Consider the following 22,495-nt stretch of genomic DNA (forward strand, 5'->3'; position numbering starts at 1 on the left):
CCAGCATGAAAGCATTTACTCAGCACACCGGCCTTGTCGCTCCGCTGGATCGCGCCAACGTTGACACCGATCAGATCATTCCAAAGCAGTTTTTGAAGTCGATTAGGCGCACCGGTTTTGGCCCGAACCTGTTTGATGAATGGCGTTATCTGGACATCGGGCAGCCTTACCAAGACAACTCCAAGCGCCCGCTGAACAACGACTTCGTGCTCAACCACGAACGTTATCAAGGGGCGAGCGTATTGCTCGCCCGTGAAAATTTCGGCTGCGGCTCCAGCCGTGAGCACGCGCCGTGGGCGTTGGAAGAATATGGTTTTTGCAGCGTTATCGCGCCGAGCTATGCCGACATCTTCTTCAATAACAGCTTCAAGAATGGCTTGTTGCCCATCATCCTTAGCGATGCCGAAGTCGATGAGCTGTTCGAGCAAGTCGAAGCCAATCCGGGTTATCAGCTAAGCATTGATTTGGCAGCGCAGACGGTGACCCGTCCAGACGGTAAAGTGTTGCGCTTTGAAGTCGACGCGTTCCGCAAGCATTGCTTACTCAACGGTTTGGATGACATCGGCTTGACCTTGATGGACGCCGATGCGATTGCCAGTTTTGAAGGTAAGCACCGGGTTAGCCAGCCCTGGTTGTTTCGCGACTGAATTGACACATCCCCTGTAAGAGCTGCCTAAGGCAGCTTCTGCAGGAGGTCTGGTTCTATCTTATTTAAAGAATTGAGGAAACCATGAGCAAGCAGATTCTGATTCTTCCGGGTGATGGCATCGGTCCTGAAATAATGGCTGAAGCGGTCAAGGTGCTGGAACTGGCCAATGATAAATATCAGCTGGGATTTGAACTCAGTCACGATCTGATTGGTGGTTCGGCCATTGATAGGCATGGCGTGCCATTGGCTGATGAGACCCTGGCCCGTGCACAGGCGGCTGATGCCGTATTGCTTGGTGCTGTGGGTGGACCGAAATGGGACAAACTGGATCGTTCGATTCGCCCGGAAAAAGGCCTGTTGAAGATCCGGTCGGAACTGAAGCTGTTCGCTAACCTGCGTCCGGCCATTTTATACCCACAATTGGCTGATGCCTCGACCCTGAGGCCAGAAGTGGTGTCGGGGCTGAATATTCTCATCGTTCGCGAACTGACCGGTGGTATCTATTTCGGAGCCCCACGCGGCATCCGAACGCTCGATAATGGCGAGCGCGAAGGCTTCAACACGCTGCCATACAGCGAGAGCGAAATCCGTCGCATCGCCCGTGTCGGTTTTGACATGGCACGCTTGCGCAGTAAGAAACTGTGCTCGGTCGACAAAGCCAACGTACTTGAAGCCAGCCAGCTGTGGCGCGAAGTGGTCGAAGAGGTAGCGAAGGATTATCCGGACATAGAGTTAAGCCACATGTACGTCGATAACGCCGCCATGCAGTTGGTCAAGGCGCCGAAACAGTTTGATGTGATCGTCACCGAAAATATGTTTGGCGATATCTTGTCCGATCAGGCGTCAATGCTAACAGGCTCGATCGGCATGCTGCCCTCGGCGTCGCTGGACATCAACAATAAGGGTATGTATGAGCCATGCCACGGTTCGGCGCCAGACATCGCCGGGCAGGGCATTGCCAATCCATTGGCAACGATTTTGTCGGTATCGATGATGTTGCGATATAGCTTTAATCTGATCGAGGTGGCCGATGCCATCGAAAAGGCAGTGAGTCTGGTTTTGGATCAAGGTTTGCGTACCGGTGACATCTGGTCTGTGGGCAACGCCAAAGTCCGAACAGAGGAAATGGGCGATGCAGTAGTCGCCGCGCTGTGGAATCTGTAATCTCTCGGGCCCGCTGCCTCCGAAGTCGTTAGAGGTAGCGCCCCACTTTTTGTTAAGGGTGTAGTTGCGATGAAACGTGTAGGTCTGATCGGTTGGCGCGGTATGGTCGGTTCCGTGCTCATGCAGCGGATGCTGGAAGAGCAGGATTTTGATCTCATCGAGCCAGTGTTCTTTTCCACGTCCAACGTGGGTGGCCAAGGCCCGGCTGTAGGTAAGGATACTGCACCGCTGAAAGATGCTTACAGCATCGACGAACTCAAAACCCTTGATGTGGTTCTGACCTGTCAGGGTGGCGACTACACCAATGAAGTATTCCCCAAGCTGCGTGAAGCGGGCTGGAAGGGTTACTGGATTGATGCCGCGTCGAGCCTGCGTATGCAGGATGACGCAGTGATTGTGCTGGACCCGGTCAACCGCCGGGTTATTGATCAGCAGCTGGATGCAGGCACCAAGAATTACATCGGCGGTAATTGCACTGTCAGCTTGATGCTCATGGGCTTGGGTGGTTTGTTCGAAGCCGGTCTGGTTGAGTGGATGAACGTCATGACTTATCAGGCGGCCTCTGGGGCTGGCGCGCAGAACATGCGTGAACTGATCAAGCAAATGGGTGCTGCCCACGCCTCGGTGGCGGAAGAGCTCGCGAATCCTGCCAGCGCAATCCTCGACATCGACCGCAAGGTGGCTGAAGCCATGCGCAGCGAAGGATTCCCCACGGAAAACTTCGGTGTACCCTTGGCAGGCAGCTTAATCCCTTGGATTGACAAGGAATTGCCAAACGGTCAGAGCCGCGAAGAATGGAAAGGCCAGGCTGAGACCAACAAGATTCTGGGTCGCTTCAAGAGCCCAATTCCGGTGGATGGTATCTGCGTGCGCATCGGCGCCATGCGCTGCCACAGCCAGGCGCTAACCATCAAGCTGAACAAAGACGTACCGATTGCCGACATCGAAGGTATGATCAGCCAGCACAATCCATGGGTGAAACTGGTGCCAAACCACCGGGAGGCCAGTATTCAAGACCTGAGCCCTACGGCGGTAACCGGCACCATGAGCATTCCAGTAGGGCGTTTGCGCAAGCTGAACATGGGCTCGCAATACTTGGGCGCGTTTACTGTTGGCGATCAGTTGCTATGGGGTGCAGCCGAACCGCTGCGTCGCATGCTGCGGATTTTGCTGGAGCGTTGATTCAGAAGATTGAGCATGCCTGAAACGTCCGCGGCGGGCTTCCTGAATTCATTCGGGAAGCCGTTGGGTCACGCTGCTGTCATCGCCACCCACGCCACGCCATCGTTGTCCCAGCGCTATACCGGGCAGTTCGATATACCGATGGGTCAAGGTTGATATTCCCAACACTGCAATCAGCTCAACGACGATCATTACGTTATCCAGCAAGGCACTGCCGGTGCTGACGTACCGTGTCGTGGCGCCCGGTAGCTCAACCATTAACGCCAATCCTGTGATTTTAGCGACCATCATCACAAAGACAGTGGTCACGAAAATCACTGCAGCGTGGGTCATGTAGATCGAAAACCAGCGCTCTCCAAGCCATACCAATAGACGCCCGCGCAGCAGTAACGATATCGCACCTGCCTCAAACGCAAAGACCCCGACCGCCACACAGAACAGTATCGCCAGCGCGGCGTCCTGTGGTGTTTCGCTGCGCGTCATGACGGCATAGATGAGCCCAAGAATCATCACTTCCGACACGCTACCCGATAACAGACCCTGGCGCAGATGGCGCCAGTGCATGTAGATCCGATAAACGATCCCGCCCGCGAAGAAACAACCCACACCGCGTAACACGTTGTCCGCCAGCGGCGTATTGCCCAGATACAGGGCCGCTAAGGCCAACGCAGACAGCGCGCCAAAGGCCATGGTCGATCGTTGCCGCAGTATCAGCGCGGTCACGCCAAACAACAGATAAACGTAATACTCGACGCTGACTATCCATGAGGGATAGTTGAACGACAAGGCGTTGAACCCCGACCACCACGCTTGAATCAGCAGCAGGTTCGGCACTATCTCGCCCACGGACCGGTCCCCTGTAAAACTAAGGTTATTCAGGGTAATACCCCGGCGCTCAAGGATCAGTTTGAGGCATTCGAAACCGACAAAGACCAACAGCATAAACAGGTGGAGCGGATACACACGGCAGGTACGCGAAATCATGAACTGACGCAATTGCGGCGTCGAACCCAACGAATGGGCATAGCGCTGGTACAAGACAAAACCGCTCAACGCGAAAAAGAATTCGACGAGGTAATTGGCATGCTTGAAAAACGATTCTTCAGTGATGCTTTGCAACACATGTGAATGGTGAACAACCACGGCTAACGCAAACAGGCCACGAAGACTGTTCAATGCTTGAAATCGCTTCATTGCGCTCATCCCTGGAAGTAGCCTGACCGTTTAAGTAATGCCAGAGTAGAACAACTATCATCTTTACGTTTTTATCCCTATATATGGGATATGAATTTACATATTGAGATAGATGTTGATTCGGGCTTATAGTCAACCTCGCCACAAGAATGACTACTTCATATCCGAACAATAAAAGGTGAAGCGATGCTGGCGCAATTAATCGCGCTCGACTGGGGAACGACTTCCCTTCGTGCTTATAGACTTGGCGAATACGGCCAAGTTCTAGACCAGCGCTCTCTGAGCGCAGGCATTATGCAGTTGCCCACCACACCAAGATTGATCGCTGGCGTGATCTGTACCAATGGATTTGAATTAGCGTTCGACGAGGCGTGTGGCGACTGGCTCGACGCACAGCCGGGGATTCCGGTTATTGCCTGCGGCATGGTCGGTAGTGCTCAAGGTTGGCGCGAAGCGGTGTACCGCGAAACGCCAGCGGATCTCGCTGCCCTAAGCGCTGCACTGCAAACAGTGCGCAGCGTGCGCGGAGTTGACGTCCACATTGTCCCTGGCGTGTTGCAACGGTCGACGTTGCCCAACGTGATGCGCGGCGAAGAAACTCAAGTCCTAGGCGTTCTCGCCAGCTTGACCGCTGGCACCCCAGAGCATTCCTGGTTGATCGGCTTACCAGGCAGCCATTCCAAATGGGTTCAGGTGGCTGACGGTTGTATCGTGCACTTCGATACATTCATGACCGGTGAGGTATATGCCGCGCTCAGCGCCCACACCATCCTCGGTCGTACTATGCGTATCAGTGAAATTTTCGACGAGGCCGCATTTGATCGAGGCGTTGCGGTTGCGTTGTCAAAAGATGGCGCCGCTGGACCGCTGTCGACCATATTCAGTTGCCGAACCTTGGGGTTAACCGGTGAACTAAGTGCCGACGCTCAGCCGGACTACCTGTCCGGGCTGTTGATTGGTCATGAACTGGTCGCGCTGGCCGCCTTAAAGCAGCAACGCCAAGCTCCAGATAAACGTCTTCCCCCCATCATCCTGATCGGCAATGCCCAGCTCTGCGTGCGCTACTCTCGTGCGCTGGCTGCCTGCGGTTTCGCTCAGGTGACCTTGGCCGAACAGGCCACCGAACGCGGTTTGTGGCAGTTGGCGGTGCAGGCCAACTTGCTCAAATCCACTCTTGCAGAGGTCTGACATGCTTAAACAAGCATTGGTTAAAAACGGCTTGATCGCCATTCTTCGTGGCCTGCGTCCGGAAGAAGCAGCGGCCATTGGTGACGTCTTGTACAAGGCCGGTTTTCGGGTCATCGAAGTGCCGCTCAACTCGCCGGAACCCTACGACAGCATCCGTATATTGCGTCAATCGCTGCCTGCTGATTGCCTGATCGGCGCAGGCACGGTGTTAACCCCTGAACAAGTAGGCTTAGTCAAAGAGGCGGGCGGGCAGGTTATCGTTATGCCCCACAGCGACGCCAAGGTGCTACGTGCCGCCAAAGCTGCAGGATTGTTCCTTTCGCCGGGCGTTGCGACTCCGACAGAAGCATTTGCGGCGCTGGCTGAAGGCGCGGATGTGCTGAAACTGTTCCCGGCTGAACAAATGGGCCCGGCGGTAGTGAAGGCGTTCCTCGCGGTACTGCCCAAGGGCACCGCGTTGATTCCGGTGGGTGGCATCACGCCGGACAACATGCAGGTGTTCATCGACGCCGGTGTGTCGGGGTTTGGTCTAGGTTCCGGGTTGTTCAAACCGGGCATGAGCGCTGCTGACGTCGCTGAGCGGGCCAAGACATACGTGTCCGCCTGGAACCAATTGCATTGATCTGATCGACGCCCCGAGCGTCGAATTGAATAAGAGAGCGCACCCATGAAAATCATCAAACTCACGACGTTCATCGTCCCGCCGCGCTGGCTGTTTCTCAAGATAGAAACCGATGAAGGCGTCACTGGCTGGGGCGAGCCGGTAGTCGAAGGTCGCGCGCACACGGTGGCCGCAGCGGTAGAAGAATTGTCTGATTACTTGATTGGCAAAGACCCACGTAATATCGAAGATATCTGGACCGTGTTATATCGCGGTGGCTTCTACCGTGGCGGCGCGATCCACATGAGTGCGCTGGCCGGCATCGATCAGGCATTGTGGGACATCAAGGGCAAGGCGTTGGGTGTCTCGGTCAGTGATCTACTGGGTGGTCAGGTGCGCGACAAGATCCGCGTGTATTCATGGATCGGCGGCGATCGACCTGCAGAAACCGCGAAGGCGGCCAAAGATGCGGTGGAGCGCGGTTTTACTGCGGTGAAGATGAACGGCACCGAAGAGCTGCAATTTCTCGATTCCTTTGAAAAAGTTGAGCTGGCGCTGGCCAATGTCGCCGCTGTGCGTGATGCCGTAGGGCCTAACGTCGGCATCGGCGTTGACTTTCATGGCCGGGTGCACAAACCCATGGCCAAAGTGCTGATGAAGGAACTGGATCAGTTCAAGCTGATGTTCATCGAAGAGCCGGTGCTCAGCGAGAACTACGAAGCGCTCAAGGAACTGGCGCCGTTGACCAGCACGCCGATTGCCTTGGGTGAACGGTTGTTCTCGCGCTGGGATTTCAAGCGGATCTTGAGTGAGGGCTACGTCGACATCATTCAGCCGGATGCTTCCCACGCGGGCGGTATTACGGAAACCCGCAAAATTGCCAACATGGCCGAAGCCTACGACGTTGCGCTGGCGTTGCATTGTCCGTTGGGTCCGATTGCACTGGCAGCGTGTTTACAGCTGGATGCGGTCTGCTACAACGCATTCATCCAAGAGCAGAGCCTGGGCATCCACTACAACGAAAGCAACGACCTGCTGGATTACATCAAGAACCCGGAAGTCTTCGATTACGACAAAGGCATGGTGAAGATCCCTAACGGACCGGGCCTGGGCATCGAAATCAACGAGGAATACGTCATAGAGCGCGCAGCCATCGGCCACCGCTGGCGCAACCCGATCTGGCGCCACGCCGATGGCAGTTTTGCTGAGTGGTAAGACGGATTACGGTCCAGTGCTGTGGGAGCAGGCTTGCCTGCGAAGGCGGTTTACCTGACACACCTCGTTTCGCCTTTAGCAGCAAGCCTTCTCCCACAGGTTTTACAGCGCCCTCAAATAACCATAAAAAGAGGCACTCGCCATGCAACCTCAAGCCATCGCGGCCAAGACGTCGTTTGTAACGCCCAGCCGTAAGCGTTTCTTCATCATGGTGCTGCTGTTCATCACCGTGGTGATCAATTATCTCGACCGCAGCAATCTGTCGATTGCCGCTCCGGCCTTGACCACTGAGTTGGGCATCGATCCGATTCACGTCGGCCTGATTTTCTCCGCTTTCGGTTGGACCTACGCCGCCATGCAACTCCCCGGCGGCTGGTTGGTTGACCGCGTGCCGCCGCGAATCCTCTACACCGTCGCGCTGGTGTTGTGGTCACTGGCCACGATCTTGCTGGGATTCGCCGCCAGCTTTATCGCACTGTTCTTCCTGCGTCTGGCAGTGGGAGCGATGGAAGCACCGGCCTATCCGATCAACAGCCGGGTCGTTACCACTTGGTTTCCAGAGCGTGAACGGGCAACTGCTATCGGCTTTTATACATCCGGTCAATTCGTTGGCCTGGCCTTTCTGACCCCAGTGTTAGCGTGGCTACAAGCGCAATTCGGCTGGCACATGGTGTTCATCAGCACCGGTGTGGCCGGTATGATTTGGGCGTTGATCTGGTTTGCGGTGTATCGCGAACCGAGAGATTTCAAGGGCATCAATGAAGCGGAAATCGAGCTGATTCGCGACGGTGGCGGGTTGGTAGATATCCAGGCCACCACCGAGAAAGAGAAGCGTCGTTTCAGTTGGTTGGACTTGGGGATCGTACTGAGCAAACGCAAACTTTGGGGTATTTACCTCGGCCAGTTTTGCTTGAACTCCACGTTGTGGTTTTTTCTGACGTGGTTTCCGACTTATCTGGTGAAATACCGTGGCATGGACTTTATCAAGTCCGGGCTGCTGGCATCGCTGCCATTTCTCGCTGCGTTCGTAGGGGTGTTGTGCTCGGGATTCTTTTCCGATTGGCTAATTCGGCGGGGCACCAGTGTTGGGTTTGCCCGCAAGTTGCCGATTATCGGCGGGTTGCTGATTTCCACTTCGATCATTGGCGCTAACTACGTTGAATCGACACCGGTGGTGATTGCCTTTCTCGCTTTGGCGTTCTTCGGTAACGGCTTGGCGTCTATCACGTGGTCATTGGTGTCCACCTTGGCCCCGGCGCGGTTGCTGGGTCTGACTGGTGGTACGTTCAACTTCATAGGTAATCTGGCGGCCATCACCACGCCGATTGTGATCGGCTTTTTAGCAACCGGTGATTCCTTCGCGCCGGCCATTACCTACGTGGCTGCGTTGGCGTTGGTCGGTGCGCTGTCTTACATTTTGCTGGTGGGCAAGGTCGAACGCATTGAGTTGTAACCGCTGCAAGCGGGCGGCGATAATGTTGCCCGCTTTTTGAATGGATAAGGCGCTGATATGCAGCACGAATCAATCGTCTTGGCGAACAACGGCGCGGTCAAGGACAAGGACGCAGCACCCACCGGCACGCAAACCTTGTTGCGAGGCCTTGGCGTGGTCCAAGCGGTCGCCAATGGTGCCCGCGACCTCAAAGAGATTGCGCGCATTATCGGTACCACGCGCAGCACGACTCACCGTCTGGCCAGTTGCCTGGTAGACGAACGCTATCTGCGCGTGATGCCGCACGTGGGTTATTTGTTGGGACCGAAGCTGATCGAACTGGGTTTTCAGGCTCGCGAAGAGGTGCCGCTGGCAGTACTGGCGCGCCCGTATTTGGATGAGCTGTCTTCGTTGACCGGCGACACCGTTCATCTGGCAGTTCGCGAAAGCGATGACGTGCTATACCTGCACAAAAATCCCGGCCGTAATGGCCCGGAAATGCGTTCGCGTGTAGGCCACCGCATGCCGTTGGCGCGCACTGGAATTGGTAAGGCATTGATGATTGATTGCGGGCCGGAAGAATGGCTGCGTTTATACCGAATCAGTCTGCCAACCGATGGTAGAACCACGACATGGCCGCAGCACCAGGAGCCATCTTGGGAGCAGTTTCAGCAGCGGATGCAGGAGTATGTCGCGGGGGGCTATGCGTTTGATCTGGAAGACAACGAACCGTCGATTCGCTGTGTGGCTGCGCCAGTGCGTGATGCCAGCAACTTGATTGTTGCCGGCATCAGCATCGCCAGTACCTTGCCCTATATGCCCTTGGAGAAAATGGCCGAGTTGATTCCGCTGATCAAAAACACCGCAGCGCGACTCTCGGCCGAGTTAGGGGCAAGGCCCTGATCAGGCTTTCAACGTTTTCATGTCGATCACGAAGCGATATTTCACGTCGCCTTTGACGACACGCTCAAAGGCTTCATTGATATTTTTGATGTCGAGCATTTCGATGTCGCAGGTGATGCCGTGCTCAGCACAGAAATCCAGCACTTCCTGAGTTTCCGCTAAGCCGCCGATCATTGAGCCCGCGATGATGCGACGCTTGGCCACAAGGTTGAAGCCGTGCACAGGCGGATCAATCGGTTCGATCAAGCCGACCAGGATATGCACGCCGTCGAAACGCAGGGTTTGCAGGTACGGGTTGAGGTCGTGTTGCACCGGAATGGTGTCCAGCAAGAAGTTGAAACGCCCAGCGGCGTCTTTCATCTGGCCCTCGTTGGTGGAGACAATCACGTGATCCGCGCCCTGACGACGGCCTTCTTCGGCCTTGGCTTCCGAGCGGGTGAACAGGGTGACTTCAGCGCCCATGGCTTTGGCGAACTTAATGCCCATGTGGCCCAGACCGCCCATGCCGAGTACGCCGACCTTGTCGCCAGGCTTGACGCCAAAATGCTTCAGCGGCGAATAGGTCGTGATGCCGGCACACAGAATCGGTGCGGCGCTGGCCAGGTCCAGTTTTTCTGGGATACGCACCACGAAACGCTCACTGACTACCATGGCGTTTGAATAGCCACCCATGGTCAGGGTGCCATCGACGCGGTCGCGAGAGGCGTAAGTTTGAGTTGGGCCTTCGAGGCAATATTGCTCGAGATTAGCCTCACAGGCTTCGCACGTACGGCACGAGTCGACCAGGCAACCCACGCCAACGATGTCGCCGACTTTGTATTTGGTGACGTCTGTGCCGACAGAGGTGACTTTGCCGACAATTTCATGGCCGGGCATCAATGGGTAGCTGGCGAAGCCCCACTCGTTGCGTGCCTGGTGAATGTCGGAGTGGCACACGCCGCAGAACAGGACCTCAAGGGCCACATCATCGGCGCGTGGAGCGCGGCGTTCGAACGTCATGGGGGCTAGGGGTGCGGTCGCTGATTGAGCGGCGTAACCAATGGCTTTGAACATGTTGAACCTCGCAAAAGCGTTAACTGGAATGACACAGACCATTCTCCCCGTGCGTCGTTTTATCGGCTATGGCAATTCCTCCGCCTGTTATGCCTATTCCTCCGACATAACCTGTAATGGGTCGAATCCCGGGTTAGATCTGCGATGATGCAACCATCCACTCTTTATGAAGCATCGGCCATGTTATTGACGCGTCACCTCGAAGCTAACGCCACGCTGGTTTCCCTGCTACAGCCGCTCGCCCTGCGTACCGGCTTGGTATCGACGTTATTGCCTGAGGTAAACGTCTGGTCTGCAGACCGAAATGTCGCACGCTGCCCGCAGATCTATGAGCCTAGTCTGGTCATCATCGCCCAAGGCAGCAAAATCGCGTATTTGGGTGATCGAACCCTGGAATATGGTGCTGGCCATTACTTGATTCAGGCGTTGCCGGTGCCCTTCGAGTATGAAACCTACGCCTCGCCGGAGGCGCCTTTGCTGGGCGTCTCCATCGACATCGATCGGATAGTGCTGGGCGAGTTGGTATTGGCCATGGGGTTGATGCCGGGTTCTAGCGCTCAAGTACAAACCCCGGAGTCCATGACGTCGGTGGCGCTGGATACGGAAATGCGCGAGAGCGTTGAACGGTTATTGCGCTGTCTGCATGACCCATTGGAATGCCGGATCATGGGCCGCGCGCGGCTGCGGGAAGTGTTGTATGCCGCGTTGCGTGGGCCGCAAGCGGGCGTGTTGCGCGCCTTGGTCGAGCAACACGGGCAATTTGCCCGGGTGGCGGCTTCGTTGACTCACCTGCACACGCACTTTGCTGAGCCGCTCAGCGTTGACACCTTGGCCCGCTGCGCGAACATGAGCGCCTCGACCTTTCATGAGCATTTCAAACGCAGCACGTTGCTGTCGCCGGTTCAGTATTTGAAACGTTTGCGGCTGCTAAAGGCGCAACAGATCTTGGTCGCCGAAGGTCTTGGGGTAGCGCAAGTGGCGATGCGGGTCGGCTATCAAAGCACTTCGCAATTCAGTCGCGAATATAAGCGCTACTTTGAGCGAAACCCTGGGGAGGAGACGGTTGGCGTGCGGTTTTAAGGTCTAAAACACACACCGTCTGTAGGCGCCAACGTGTGGGCGAAGCAATTTGATGTACAGCACATCAGGACGCCTCGCCAACCAGTTGGCTTCTACCGTTGGGCTTACATATTCGGGTAAGTCGGGCCGCCGCTGCCTTCTGGCGCCACCCAGGTGATGTTCTGCGACGGGTCTTTGATGTCGCAGGTTTTACAGTGGACGCAGTTTTGCGCGTTGATCTGGAAGCGCTTCTCACCGTCTTCCTTGGTGATCACTTCGTACACGCCAGCCGGGCAGTAACGCTGCGCCGGTTCGTCATACAACGGCAGGTTGATGCTGATCGGAATGCTTGGGTCGGTCAGCTTCAGGTGGCACGGCTGCTCTTCTTCATGGTTGGTGCTGGAGAGGAAGACCGAGCTGAGCTTGTCGAAACTGAGTTTGCCGTCCGGTTTCGGGTAGGCAATCTTCGTCGAGTCGGCCGCCAGCTTCATGCACGCGTAGTCCGGCTGAGTGTCGTGCAGGGTGAACGGGATCTTGCCGCCAAACAGGTTCTGATCGACGAAGTTGAATGCGCCGCCCATGATCGGGCCGAACTTGTGCAGCGCCGGGCCGAAGTTGCGGCTGGCGAACAATTCCTCGTACAACCAACTGGCTTTGAACGCATCAACGTAGGTGGTCAGTTCATCGCCGCCTTCATTGCCAGCGAACAGCGCGTCAGCCACGGCGTCCGCTGCGAGCATGCCGGACTTCATGGCGGTGTGGCTGCCTTTGATTTTGGCGAAGTTCAGGGTGCCCAGTTCGCAACCGATCAGCGCGCCGCCGGGGAAAACCATCTTCGGCAGGGAATTCAGGCCGCCTTTGCAGATAGCCCGCGCGCCGTAACTGATGCGCTTGCCGCCTTCCAGGTATTGGCTGATGACCGGGTGGTGCTTGAGGCGCTGAAATTCGTCGAACGGCGACAAGAAGGCGTTGCTGTACGACAGATCAACGATCAATCCGACAACCACCTGATTGTTTTCCAGGTGATAAAGGAAAGAACCACCGGTGTTCTCGCTGCTCATCACGTCCAGCGGCCAGCCGGCAGTGTGAACCACCAGACCTTGTTCGTGCTTGGCTGGATCGACTTCCCAAATCTCTTTCAGGCCAATGCCGTAATGCTGGGTGTCGGCTTCGACGTCCAGGTTGAAGCGTTTGAGCAATTGTTTGCCAATGTGCCCACGGCAGCCTTCGGCGAACAGCGTGTATTTGCCGCGCAGCTCCATGCCGGGGGTGAAACTGTCTTTCGGGTGGCCTTGACGGTCGACGCCCAAATCGCCGGTAAGAATCCCGGTGACTGCGCCTTTGTCGTCGATCAGTGCTTCCTGGGCAGCAAAGCCAGGGTAGATTTCCACCCCGAGGTTTTCGGCCTGCTGAGCCAGCCAGCGGCACAGGTTACCCAGCGAGATAATGTAATTGCCTTCGTTGTGCATGGTTTTAGGCACAAGGAAGTTAGGCACTTTAGTGGCGGTGTCAGCGGTTCTAAGGACGAAAATATCGTCACGCTTGACCGGCGTATGCAGCGGGGCGCCCAGTTCTTTCCAGTTCGGAAACAGTTCGTTGAGCGCACGGGGCTCGAACACTGCCCCTGAGAGAATGTGAGCGCCCACTTCGGAGCCTTTTTCAACCACGCAGACGCTGATCTCCTTTCCGGCTTCGGTAGCCTTTTGTTTCAGGCGGCAAGCGGCGGAAAGGCCCGCGGGGCCGGCACCGACGATGACGACGTCGAATTCCATGTATTCGCGTTCCACAGGCTATCTCCTACTCAGGGCTCAACAGTATTTTTTATAAGTAATAAATGAAGTGCCGCGCACCTAACATTCTTACCGTCGCGCACGGTCAAAGGGGCGCATTATATCTACACCAACGCGCAGGTCCAATACAAACGTTTGTTTGAATTCTTTCTAACCCTGATAAATCAAAGTGGTGCGGCTTATAACTGGCCATTTTGGCGTATTGACCAGAAAAGGCGTTCCGGTCAAGATACGGGCGGTTTTGCGCTCGCCGTAGGCTGCACCCATCGCCAGGTCCGTCCAGGCGACTTTCTTTTCACCGGAGAGTAACGAGGAATCCATGAAGGTTCTTGTAGCTGTCAAACGAGTGGTCGACTACAACGTCAAGGTTCGCGTCAAAGCGGACAACTCCGGCGTTGACCTCGCTAACGTCAAAATGTCGATGAATCCTTTCTGCGAAATCGCTGTTGAAGAAGCGGTACGCCTGAAAGAAAAAGGCCTCGTCACTGAGATCGTCGTTGTTTCTGTCGGCCCGACCACCGCTCAGGAGCAACTGCGTACTGCATTGGCTCTGGGGGCTGATCGCGCAATTCTGGTTGAGTGCGTCGAAGATTTGAACTCGCTGGCAGTGGCTAAGCTTCTCAAGGCTGTCGTCGACAAAGAACAACCGCAGTTGGTGATCTTGGGTAAACAGGCCATCGACAGCGACAATAACCAGACCGGTCAGATGCTTGCTGCTTTGAGCGGTTACGCTCAAGGCACCTTTGCTTCCAAGATCGAAGTGTCTGGGGACAAAGTCAGCGTCACTCGCGAAGTCGATGCCGGCCTGCAGACTGTTTCTCTGAGTCTGCCAGTGATCGTGACCACAGACTTGCGTCTGAACGAGCCACGCTACGCGTCCTTGCCAAATATCATGAAAGCCAAGAAGAAGCCGCTTGAAGTGCTGACTCCTGAAGCTTTGGGCGTATCTACCGCCTCCACGACCAAAACCCTGAAAGTCGAAGCGCCGGCAACTCGCAGCGCAGGTATCAAGGTCAAGTCGGTGGCTGAACTGGTCGAGAAACTGAAAAACGAAGCGAAGGTAATCTAAATGACTATCTTGGTTATAGCTGAACACGAAAATGGTGTTGTTGCGCCAGCGACCTTGAATACCGTGGCTGCTGCGGTAAAAATCGGCGGTGACATTCACCTGCTGGTAGCCGGCACCAACGTCGGCGCAGTCGCTGAAACTGCTGCGAAAATTGCGGGCGTTTCGAAAGTGCTGGTCGCGGACAACGCTGCCTACGCACATCAACTGCCAGAAAACGTGGCACCGCTGATTGTCGAGCTGGCATCGGGCTACAGCCACGTTCTGGCAGCTGCTACGTCCAACGGTAAAAACATCCTGCCGCGTGTTGCTGCGCAACTGGATGTCGATCAGATCTCGGAAATCATCGCAGTTGAAAGCGCTGACACCTTCAAGCGTCCGATCTACGCCGGTAATGCCATCGCCACCGTACAATCTTCTGCGGCGATCAAAGTGATCACCGTGCGAGCGACGGGTTTTGACCCGGTTGCCGCTCAAGGCGGTTCCGCTTCAGTTGAGGCAGTTGTTGTTGTTCACGACGCTGGCACATCTTCCTTTGTCAGCGAAGAACTGGCCAAGTCGGATCGTCCAGAACTGACAGCGGCTAAAATCGTCGTTTCCGGCGGTCGCGGCATGCAGAATGGCGATAACTTCAAACACCTGTACGCCCTGGCTGATAAGCTTGGCGCCGCTGTAGGTGCATCTCGCGCCGCCGTTGATGCGGGTTTTGTGCCCAACGATATGCAGGTCGGTCAAACTGGCAAAATCGTTGCGCCACAGTTGTACATCGCCGTTGGTATCTCCGGTGCGATCCAGCATCTGGCCGGTATGAAAGACTCAAAAGTGATTGTTGCGATCAATAAAGACGAAGAAGCACCGATTTTTCAGGTAGCAGATTACGGCCTGGTTGCTGATTTGTTCGACGCAGTACCTGAGTTTGAGAAACTGGTTTAATCCAGGCTCTTCACTTATAAAGACAACCCGTTCGTTTCGGGGTTGAGTGAATAGCGGTAAGTCGGAAGTTCGACGCCCCGCACATTTCACGCAGCCCCAATGAGCGGGTTTTTTATTGGCTTTGATAAAGGGTTTACTCATGAACAAGGCTCGGCGGCTATCCTCAGCTGTTTTTTACGGCTTGTTCATGTTGCCTATGTGCGCTTTTGCTATCGGGAGATGCGAGCGCGTGATCGTAACTGGAAGCCCTGATGCCCCGCCTTACCTTTGGCGTGACTCCAAGGATCCAAAACACCTGATAGGCGCCAATGCGGATTTGTTTAAGCAGGCTGCGCAAGAAATGGGCCTGAAAGTTGAAATTTTGTATGCAGGAAAACGCCACGAGGCGCTGGACGAAGTGCGCAGCGGTCGCATGGATGCATTGATTGATGTGCCGCTGAAGATCGCTGAATTGGAAGCGTTGGATTACATTCATCCCGCCATCATCCAGAACGAAATTATGGTGTGGACTCGACGTGGTCACGCGCAACCGTTCAATGCTTTGGCCGATCTGCACGGTCGTGTCGGCGGGATGTCGGAAAAAATTCGTTTGAGCCCAGGGTTTGAAACAGCCGTCACCGAGCACCTTAGCGTTGCGCGTACGGTTAATTTGGCCCAAGCCTTTCAGAAACTATTGGATGGGCAGTTTGAATATGTTCTTGCCGGTCGTTACTCGGGGCTGGCCACGACCCAAACGCTTGGGGTTTCCTCCGATCTAATTGCCCAACCGCTACCCGTGGACAAAACCGGTCTGTATGTTGGCTTGTCATTCAACTCGGCGTGTAACGAGCCTTGGCTGCGCGGACAGTTGGCAAAAAAAATGACAGAATTGGCCGCCTCCGGCCTGTCTGCAGATGCAGTGACTCGTAATCTAGCGCTGTGGAAAGCGCAGTTACAAACGGCAAGTGTCCTCAATAAATAGGAAAGTTTTCGTGACTATTCGATCCTTATTCATCGCCGTGGCCATTGTCACTTTGGCGGGCTGTGCCAACGATCCGGCCCCTATTGCACAATTAAAGCTTACGGATCAGGCGGTTGAACAAGCCAAGGCGGTGGGTGCCACCGAGGACATACCTGAAATGCGTATGGCTCAGTCAAAACTTATTCAGGCTCACATCGACATGGGAAAAAATGCCTTCAAAGCTGCTCGAATGCAGGCTGAACAGTCAGAGCTGGATGCAAGATTGGCTGAAGCCCATGTATTGAACGAAAAAAGTGCAGAGCAGCTCGCGCAGCTCAATACCCGCCTTAATCGTTTGTACAAGCAAGTAGGGGCTGCAGAGAGAACCGCGCAATGAAACTGAATTCTCGTGGCCTGAGCGTGTTTATGGTGTTCGGCATAGCAAGCCTTTATGGGTGTGCCGGCCATCTAGGCAGCGATCAGGCGTTGCAGGAGGCCAGCGTCGATTTCCAGAAGGTCAAAGAAGACACAAACGTTCTGCGTGGCGCGCCCAAAGATGTCATCCGGGCTGGAGAGTTGTTAGCCCGTGCTGAACGACTGTCCACCTATTGGGGAAGTGGCGCGGACGTCATTCATTACGCGTATCTCAGTAGTCGCTATAGCGCAATCGCTCGCGAGCATACGCAATTGATGCTCAAGCAGGAGCAGCTCGCCATCTCTGATTTACAGCGCCAGCGTTTGCAGGTAGAACTGCGCGAAGCCAAATTGAGCAGTCTTCAGCAGCAAGGGATATGGCTGGAGTCGCAGATGGCCGCTCTGGTTACGACGCAAACGGATCGTGGTTTGATTATGACTTTAGGCGATGTGTTGTTTGATACGGGCAATACCGAGCTTAAACCTTCGGCCAACCACACGTTGCTGAAATTGGTGCAGTTTCTCCAGCTCAATCCGAAGCGAATCATTCGGATTGAGGGCTATACCGACAGTACCGGTTACGAGCAGGAAAATTTTCAGCTGTCGAAGGATCGCGCCCAGTCTGTAGCGGATGTGATTGCTGATATGGGCGTCGACGACGCTCGTATTCAGGTCGAGGGCTTCGGTGCTCAGTTTCCTGTCGATGTAAACGCATCGGAGCGGGGCAGGGCAAAGAATCGTAGGGTCGAGATCGTTTTTTCGGACGATAAAGGCGTATTAAGCGCTAAACGCTAGGCTATTTCCTTAAGAAGTCGACGCTGGACTTTTAGTAGTGTCGGATATCTTTGGGCACAAAATATTCCTTAATTTGGCGTGTATATCGTTAACTATATTTCCACAGCGCGATTAATCGCTATGGTTTATACAAACTGTTCCAGTACACTTCTGAACTGTTACGGTTGGCGACGTACTTAATGCCATATAAAAAAATGTCGTCAGCGAAATTGAGGGCCGTGAAATTGAGGGCCGTATTGTGACCAATCTTCTGCTCTATCAGCGCATTGCCCAGCAGTTGGCTGAAGATATTCGACGTGGCGTTTATCAGCCTGGGGAACGTGTACCTTCAGTTCGCAAAATGAGTTCGCAGCTCAACGTTAGTCATGCGACCGTTCTGCAGGCCTACGCAAACCTTGAAGATCAAGGTCTGATCCGTGCGCGGCCGCAATCCGGCTATTACGTGCACCAAACCCCGGCGCTAACCGCACAGACGCCTGATATCGCCCGTGTAGAGCGGCCTGGGTTGGTCACGCGCAGCAGCATTATTCAGCAGGTATTGGTCGAATCCCGGCGTGAGGGTGTATTTCCGTTAGGAGCAGCCACGCCCCATGTCGACTATTTGCCGGTGCGTGCCCTTCATCAACAAATTGCTAAAGTGACCCGCTTTCAAAGTCCACGTGCTTTCAGTTATATGTTCAGTCCTGGTTTTGAGCCATTGCGTCGGCAAGTCGCCATTCGCATGCGCGACGCTGGAGTGGTTGTAGACCCGTCCGAAGTTGTTATCACCCATGGATGTGTTGACGCGTTGCAGATGTCTTTACGCGTATTGACCCGTCCAGGTGATCTAATCGCAACCGAGTCGCCCACTTATTATGGCCTGCTGCAGTTGGCGGATCTTTTGGGGCTCAAGGTTATAGAAATTCCCAGCGACCCGGCCATCGGTATTAGCCTGGAAGCATTGCAGTTGGCGGCCAATCAATGGTCGATCAAGGCATTGGTAATGACCTCACGGCTGAGTAACCCGCTGGGCGGAACCGTTCCGGAGGAGCGCCAAAAACAGCTGTTGCGCTTAGCGTCAGACTTCGATATTCAAATTGTTGAAGATGACATTTATGGCGAATTAATGTTTGAGCTGGGGCGCACCAAGTCGCTAAAAGCGTTTGATCGGCTGGGGCATGTGATTTATTGCTCCAGTTTCTCCAAGACACTGTCCCCAGGCGTGCGTATTGGTTGGGTCATCGCCGGTAAGTACCAAGCCGAAATCCAGCGCTTGCAGACTTTTAGTACTCATTCCGCATGCAGCGTCACCCAAATGGGGGTTGCCGCTTATCTTGAAAATGGTGGTTATGACCGCCATCTACGCTTCATTCGACTTGAATATCGAAAAAATCTGAGTGCTTTCCAGCTGGCAGTGCAGCAGTACTTCCCGGAAGGGACGCAAATGAGTCGTCCAACGGGTGGATTTATCCTGTGGGTGAGTTTGCCCGGACGCGTTAATACTCAGGAACTGCATGTGCGCGCGCTTGAACAGGGGATTAGCATCGCTCCGGGCTTGATTTTCAGCAATACAGAGCAATTCAATCATTGCATTCGACTTAACTGTGGTGTTCCTTGGAACCGGGAGGCCGAGCGCGCAGTCATGACATTGGGCATGCTCGCGAAGCAATTGTGTCAGGAGGCGGCGTTGGCGTATTAGGGTTTTCAGTGTCTAAAACGATTCTTATCAACTGTTTTTTTTCTGTGGCTAGATGAGTCGGATGCTTGTCACAGATCGGCCAACAGGTGAGCATGTGTCCTCCGCCTCGGTGTTAACTTTCGCCTCTATTATGAATAATTTTTCTCGGTCTATTGGGTTACTGCTGATTACGCTGCTAAGCGCGTGTGATGCTGACAAATCGCCGACGCCTCATGCACCGACACCTAAGGTTTCGATCGAATCTCCTTCGGTTGAAACAAAAACCGCTGGGCAGTCTGACGTTAACTCGTCCCAGTCAGGGGTGAAGCCATCGGCGCCATTGATAGTTAATGCTCCCGCTAAGCCGTTTAAGCAGGTGGCGAGAGAGCCCGAGCATGTATTGGCACCTAATGTGGTGGTGGTGCCTGTGGTTGCTCATTCGTCGTCAGTTAAAAAGCCAGCTATCTTCAAAACGAACATCAGCGCAGCGTCGAGCAATTCCAAGTCTGAGGCCGCTGCCAAAGCGCGCGTACAGATCGCCGGCAAGACCAAGCCGTCCAGTAAGGTGGTACAGCAAACGCGTCTGGACAAACCGATTCTAGATTTGACACTCCCTAGCGAAATGGTCGACCAACTGCATCCTGTTGGGAAAGTTCAGCCCATCATTCATAAAGCGGTCTTGCCGCCGATGTTCAGCGAGAAGAAGTCCACTAAAGACAGTCCGTTTCAGCTAAACGGCCGTTTGCTGAGCAATCAAATGCAGTTGCAGCTTCGTGACGAGAGTCATCGGGAGGTCGAGGGTGCAGCCCTGGATTTCGAGTTCAAACAATAACGTGCGCAGGGGGCCATGAACGTCGTGTTTTCAAACGGTTGTTTTAGCGGGTACTATCACCTTCGATTAGACCACTGCTTTCCTGCGTGAGAATACCGGTTATGGACTGTCGTCCAAATTGTGGCGCGTGCTGCATCGCTCCCTCCATCAGTTCGCCTATTCCCGGCATGCCAAATGGCAAGGCCGCTGGAGAACGCTGCCTGCACCTTTCTGTCGAATCGTTGTGTGCTCTATTCGGCACGCCAGAGCGTCCGGCGGTTTGCATTTCTTTTTCGGCTGATGAGGAAGTCTGTGGCACCAGCCAGTCCGATGCGATTCGCCTGATTGACTGGTGGGAGCAAGCAACCTCGACCGCATAATCAGATGAGCATGTAGGGATAGTGGGCAACCAGATTTACCGCAACCGATTTACCAGAACTTTGCCAAAAAGGAATATAACAATGGGTTCGCTGTATCGGATGGCTGTTGTAGGTGGTTTGACTGCGTTGATGGCCGTTGCTGCTCAGGCTGATAATTGGAAGGTCGCCAAGGATGAGGGAGGTATAAAGGTCTCTCTGAGCGAGGTAGCAGGCTCGCAGTACAAGGCTTATCGCGGGGTCACCACGATCAAGGCGAGCGTGACACAGCTGCGCAAGCTACAGGAAGACGTGGTGGGCGCCTGCGCCTGGATCCATGAATGCAAGACGCAGAAAGTGCTGAAATTCGACGGTGGAAAGGTGTGGACTTACACCCAGTTCAATACGCCTTGGCCAGTGACCCCGCGTGATTCGGTGCTGATGGTTACCACGGAGGAGGGGGCTGACGGCTCGCTGACCCGCAAGCTCGAGGGCGTCCCGACCTACGTCCCGGAAGAAAAGGGATTTGTGCGGGTCGCACAAGTAGAGGGATTCTGGAAGTTCGTGCCCAAGGGCCCCGATCAGACTGAAGTGATCTATCAAGTTCACACCGAGCCAGGTGGTAGCGTGCCATCGTGGCTAGCAAACAAGTTTGTCGTCGATGCGCCGTTCAATACGTTAAAGGCGTTGAGGGAGCGGGCCGAGAAGTAATAGTCCCGCAATTTCAGCATAAAAAGGGCTGCCAATGGCAGCCCTTTTTTTCTTCGGGTTTAAGGCCGAAGCTTACTTGCGGTCTTCGAGTGGCACGATGTCGCGCGACACGTAACCGGTGTACAGCTGGCGAGGGCGGCCAATCTTGTACGGGCTTGAAAGCATTTCTTTCCAGTGCGAGATCCAGCCGACAGTCCGCGCCAAGGCGAAGATTACGGTGAACATGCTAGTCGGAATGCCAATCGCTTTGAGGATTATGCCCGAATAAAAGTCGACGTTCGGGTAAAGCGAGCGTTCGATGAAGTATGGGTCAGTCAGCGCAATTTCTTCGAGACGCATGGCCAGTTCCAGCTGTGGATCATTTGTGATGCCCAGCTCTCTCAGCACTTCGTCACAGGTTTGCTTCATCACGGTGGCGCGCGGATCGCGGTTTTTGTAAACGCGGTGACCGAAGCCCATCAGCTTGAACGGGTCGTTCTTATCCTTCGCCTTGGCAATGAAAGCGTCAATGTTTGATACATCGCCAATTTCATCCAGCATCGCTAGTACTGCTTCGTTCGCACCGCCGTGTGCCGGCCCCCAGAGTGCAGCGATACCTGCGGCAATACAGGCAAACGGATTCGCACCCGATGAGCCGGCCATGCGCACGGTTGAGGTCGATGCATTCTGCTCGTGATCCGCGTGCAGGATAAAGATCTTATCCATAGCCTTCGCCAGCACTGGGCTGATCGGCTTGATCTCGCACGGCGTGTTGAACATCATGTGTAAGAAGTTTTCAGCGTAGTTCAGGTCGTTACGCGGGTACATCATGGGTTGGCCCATGGAGTACTTGTAGACCATTGCTGCCAGGGTAGGCATCTTGGCAACCAGGCGAATCGCGGAAATTTCGCGATGCTGTGGGTTATTGATGTCCAGAGAGTCGTGATAAAACGCCGACAAGGCACCTACCACGCCGCACATCACCGCCATTGGGTGCGCGTCGCGACGGAAGCCGTTGAAGAACGTCTTCAGCTGTTCGTGCACCATCGTGTGGTTCTTGACGATGACGACGAATTGAGCTTTTTGCTCGGAAGTCGGCAGTTCGCCATTGAGCAGTAGGTAGCAGGTTTCCAGATAGTCCGATTGTTCGGCCAACTGTTCGATGGGATAGCCGCGGTGCAGCAGAATGCCGTTGTCGCCGTCGATATACGTGATCTTCGACTCGCAAGAGGCGGTCGACATGAAACCAGGGTCGAATGTGAAGCGGCCGGTGGCGGTCAGACCGCGTACGTCGATTACATCGGGACCAACGGTGCCGGTCAGAATCGGCAGCTCGACGGGGGCTGCGCCCTCGATGATCAACTGCGCTTTTTTGTCAGCCATGTGGCCTCCTATTTATGCTT

23 protein-coding genes are annotated in these 22,495 nt (G+C 54.8%); 18 read left to right on the plus strand and 5 right to left on the minus strand.

Annotation, left to right across the window (positions count from 1 at the left end; translation table 11 throughout):
- Nucleotides 1-5: 5 nt before the first annotated feature.
- From leuD to asd, 3 genes are all read left to right on the plus strand, one after another.
- Nucleotides 6-647, plus strand: coding sequence for a 3-isopropylmalate dehydratase small subunit (gene leuD / locus RGW60_RS05700; protein WP_322202941.1), 642 nt, complete (start codon nucleotides 6-8; stop codon nucleotides 645-647).
- 83 nt (nucleotides 648-730) lie between these two features.
- Complete coding sequence (leuB, locus tag RGW60_RS05705; RefSeq protein ID WP_322202943.1) at nucleotides 731-1,813, plus strand: 3-isopropylmalate dehydrogenase; 1,083 nt, start codon at nucleotides 731-733, stop codon at nucleotides 1,811-1,813.
- Nucleotides 1,814-1,882: 69 nt separating this feature from the next.
- Nucleotides 1,883-2,995 (plus strand): aspartate-semialdehyde dehydrogenase, encoded by a 1,113-nt coding sequence (gene asd, locus RGW60_RS05710; RefSeq protein ID WP_322202945.1) that lies wholly within the window; start codon nucleotides 1,883-1,885, stop codon nucleotides 2,993-2,995.
- Between the two features lie 48 nt (nucleotides 2,996-3,043).
- Here asd and RGW60_RS05715 read toward each other — a convergent pair whose 3' ends face one another.
- A complete protein-coding gene (locus RGW60_RS05715) occupies nucleotides 3,044-4,189 on the minus strand; it encodes an acyltransferase (protein WP_322202947.1) in 1,146 nt (381 codons plus the stop codon).
- 186 nt (nucleotides 4,190-4,375) lie between these two features.
- On the opposite strand from RGW60_RS05715, the gene RGW60_RS05720 reads away from it, so the two are divergent.
- From RGW60_RS05720 to RGW60_RS05740, 5 genes are all read left to right on the plus strand, one after another.
- The gene (locus tag RGW60_RS05720; protein WP_322202949.1) at nucleotides 4,376-5,377 is read left to right on the plus strand and encodes a 2-dehydro-3-deoxygalactonokinase; all 1,002 of its coding nucleotides are present in this window, start codon (nucleotides 4,376-4,378) and stop codon (nucleotides 5,375-5,377) included.
- Between the two features lies 1 nt (nucleotide 5,378).
- Nucleotides 5,379-5,999: a 2-dehydro-3-deoxy-6-phosphogalactonate aldolase gene (locus RGW60_RS05725; protein ID WP_322202951.1), complete on the plus strand. Its 621-nt coding sequence runs from the start codon at nucleotides 5,379-5,381 to the stop codon at nucleotides 5,997-5,999.
- A 45-nt stretch (nucleotides 6,000-6,044) separates the two neighbouring features.
- Complete coding sequence (gene dgoD / locus RGW60_RS05730) at nucleotides 6,045-7,193, plus strand: galactonate dehydratase (protein ID WP_322202952.1); 1,149 nt, start codon at nucleotides 6,045-6,047, stop codon at nucleotides 7,191-7,193.
- A 142-nt stretch (nucleotides 7,194-7,335) separates the two neighbouring features.
- Nucleotides 7,336-8,646, plus strand: a complete 1,311-nt coding sequence (locus RGW60_RS05735) for an MFS transporter (RefSeq protein WP_322202953.1) — start codon at nucleotides 7,336-7,338, stop codon at nucleotides 8,644-8,646.
- 57 nt (nucleotides 8,647-8,703) lie between these two features.
- Nucleotides 8,704-9,528: an IclR family transcriptional regulator gene (locus RGW60_RS05740; protein WP_322202954.1), complete on the plus strand. Its 825-nt coding sequence runs from the start codon at nucleotides 8,704-8,706 to the stop codon at nucleotides 9,526-9,528.
- On the opposite strand, the gene RGW60_RS05745 is transcribed toward RGW60_RS05740, so the two are convergent.
- The gene (locus tag RGW60_RS05745; protein WP_322202955.1) at nucleotides 9,529-10,581 is read right to left on the minus strand and encodes an NAD(P)-dependent alcohol dehydrogenase; all 1,053 of its coding nucleotides are present in this window, start codon (nucleotides 10,579-10,581) and stop codon (nucleotides 9,529-9,531) included. It abuts the gene before it with no gap.
- Nucleotides 10,582-10,761: 180 nt separating this feature from the next.
- Between RGW60_RS05745 and RGW60_RS05750 the strand changes: the two genes are divergently transcribed.
- Nucleotides 10,762-11,661, plus strand: coding sequence for an AraC family transcriptional regulator (locus RGW60_RS05750; protein WP_322206852.1), 900 nt, complete (start codon nucleotides 10,762-10,764; stop codon nucleotides 11,659-11,661).
- A 104-nt stretch (nucleotides 11,662-11,765) separates the two neighbouring features.
- Here the strand turns inward: RGW60_RS05750 and RGW60_RS05755 are convergent, their stop codons facing one another.
- A complete protein-coding gene (locus RGW60_RS05755) occupies nucleotides 11,766-13,427 on the minus strand; it encodes an electron transfer flavoprotein-ubiquinone oxidoreductase (RefSeq protein WP_322202956.1) in 1,662 nt (553 codons plus the stop codon).
- Nucleotides 13,428-13,580: 153 nt separating this feature from the next.
- The gene (locus tag RGW60_RS05760) at nucleotides 13,581-13,751 is read right to left on the minus strand and encodes a hypothetical protein (RefSeq protein WP_322202957.1); all 171 of its coding nucleotides are present in this window, start codon (nucleotides 13,749-13,751) and stop codon (nucleotides 13,581-13,583) included.
- On the opposite strand from RGW60_RS05760, the gene RGW60_RS05765 reads away from it, so the two are divergent.
- The 9 genes from RGW60_RS05765 (at nucleotide 13,750) to RGW60_RS05805 (ending at nucleotide 21,113) form a co-directional block, all read left to right on the plus strand.
- On the plus strand, nucleotides 13,750-14,499 hold the full coding sequence (locus RGW60_RS05765) for an electron transfer flavoprotein subunit beta/FixA family protein (protein ID WP_322202958.1): 750 nt from the start codon (nucleotides 13,750-13,752) through the stop codon (nucleotides 14,497-14,499). The two genes, RGW60_RS05760 and RGW60_RS05765, sit on opposite strands and share 2 nt — an antisense overlap.
- A complete protein-coding gene (locus RGW60_RS05770; protein ID WP_322202959.1) occupies nucleotides 14,500-15,429 on the plus strand; it encodes an electron transfer flavoprotein subunit alpha/FixB family protein in 930 nt (309 codons plus the stop codon).
- A 139-nt stretch (nucleotides 15,430-15,568) separates the two neighbouring features.
- The gene (locus tag RGW60_RS05775) at nucleotides 15,569-16,390 is read left to right on the plus strand and encodes a substrate-binding periplasmic protein (protein WP_322202960.1); all 822 of its coding nucleotides are present in this window, start codon (nucleotides 15,569-15,571) and stop codon (nucleotides 16,388-16,390) included.
- A gap of 10 nt (nucleotides 16,391-16,400) precedes the next feature.
- Entirely contained in the window at nucleotides 16,401-16,766 is a 366-nt protein-coding gene (locus RGW60_RS05780) for a DUF4398 domain-containing protein (protein ID WP_322202961.1), read from the plus strand.
- A complete protein-coding gene (locus RGW60_RS05785; RefSeq protein WP_322202962.1) occupies nucleotides 16,763-17,578 on the plus strand; it encodes an OmpA family protein in 816 nt (271 codons plus the stop codon). The genes RGW60_RS05780 and RGW60_RS05785 overlap by 4 nt, the downstream gene beginning before the upstream one ends.
- A gap of 238 nt (nucleotides 17,579-17,816) precedes the next feature.
- On the plus strand, nucleotides 17,817-19,256 hold the full coding sequence (locus tag RGW60_RS05790) for a PLP-dependent aminotransferase family protein (RefSeq protein WP_322202963.1): 1,440 nt from the start codon (nucleotides 17,817-17,819) through the stop codon (nucleotides 19,254-19,256).
- A 130-nt stretch (nucleotides 19,257-19,386) separates the two neighbouring features.
- Nucleotides 19,387-20,067 (plus strand): translation initiation factor 2, encoded by a 681-nt coding sequence (locus tag RGW60_RS05795; RefSeq protein WP_322202964.1) that lies wholly within the window; start codon nucleotides 19,387-19,389, stop codon nucleotides 20,065-20,067.
- Between the two features lie 101 nt (nucleotides 20,068-20,168).
- Nucleotides 20,169-20,426 (plus strand): YkgJ family cysteine cluster protein, encoded by a 258-nt coding sequence (locus RGW60_RS05800; RefSeq protein WP_322202966.1) that lies wholly within the window; start codon nucleotides 20,169-20,171, stop codon nucleotides 20,424-20,426.
- Between the two features lie 81 nt (nucleotides 20,427-20,507).
- Nucleotides 20,508-21,113: an START domain-containing protein gene (locus RGW60_RS05805; protein ID WP_322202967.1), complete on the plus strand. Its 606-nt coding sequence runs from the start codon at nucleotides 20,508-20,510 to the stop codon at nucleotides 21,111-21,113.
- Nucleotides 21,114-21,185: 72 nt separating this feature from the next.
- Here RGW60_RS05805 and gltA read toward each other — a convergent pair whose 3' ends face one another.
- The gene (gene gltA / locus RGW60_RS05810) at nucleotides 21,186-22,475 is read right to left on the minus strand and encodes a citrate synthase (RefSeq protein WP_322202968.1); all 1,290 of its coding nucleotides are present in this window, start codon (nucleotides 22,473-22,475) and stop codon (nucleotides 21,186-21,188) included.
- Nucleotides 22,476-22,495 lie beyond the last annotated feature (20 nt).

It is taken from the genome of Pseudomonas sp. AB6, assembly GCF_034314105.1.
GTDB lineage: Bacteria > Pseudomonadota > Gammaproteobacteria > Pseudomonadales > Pseudomonadaceae > Aquipseudomonas.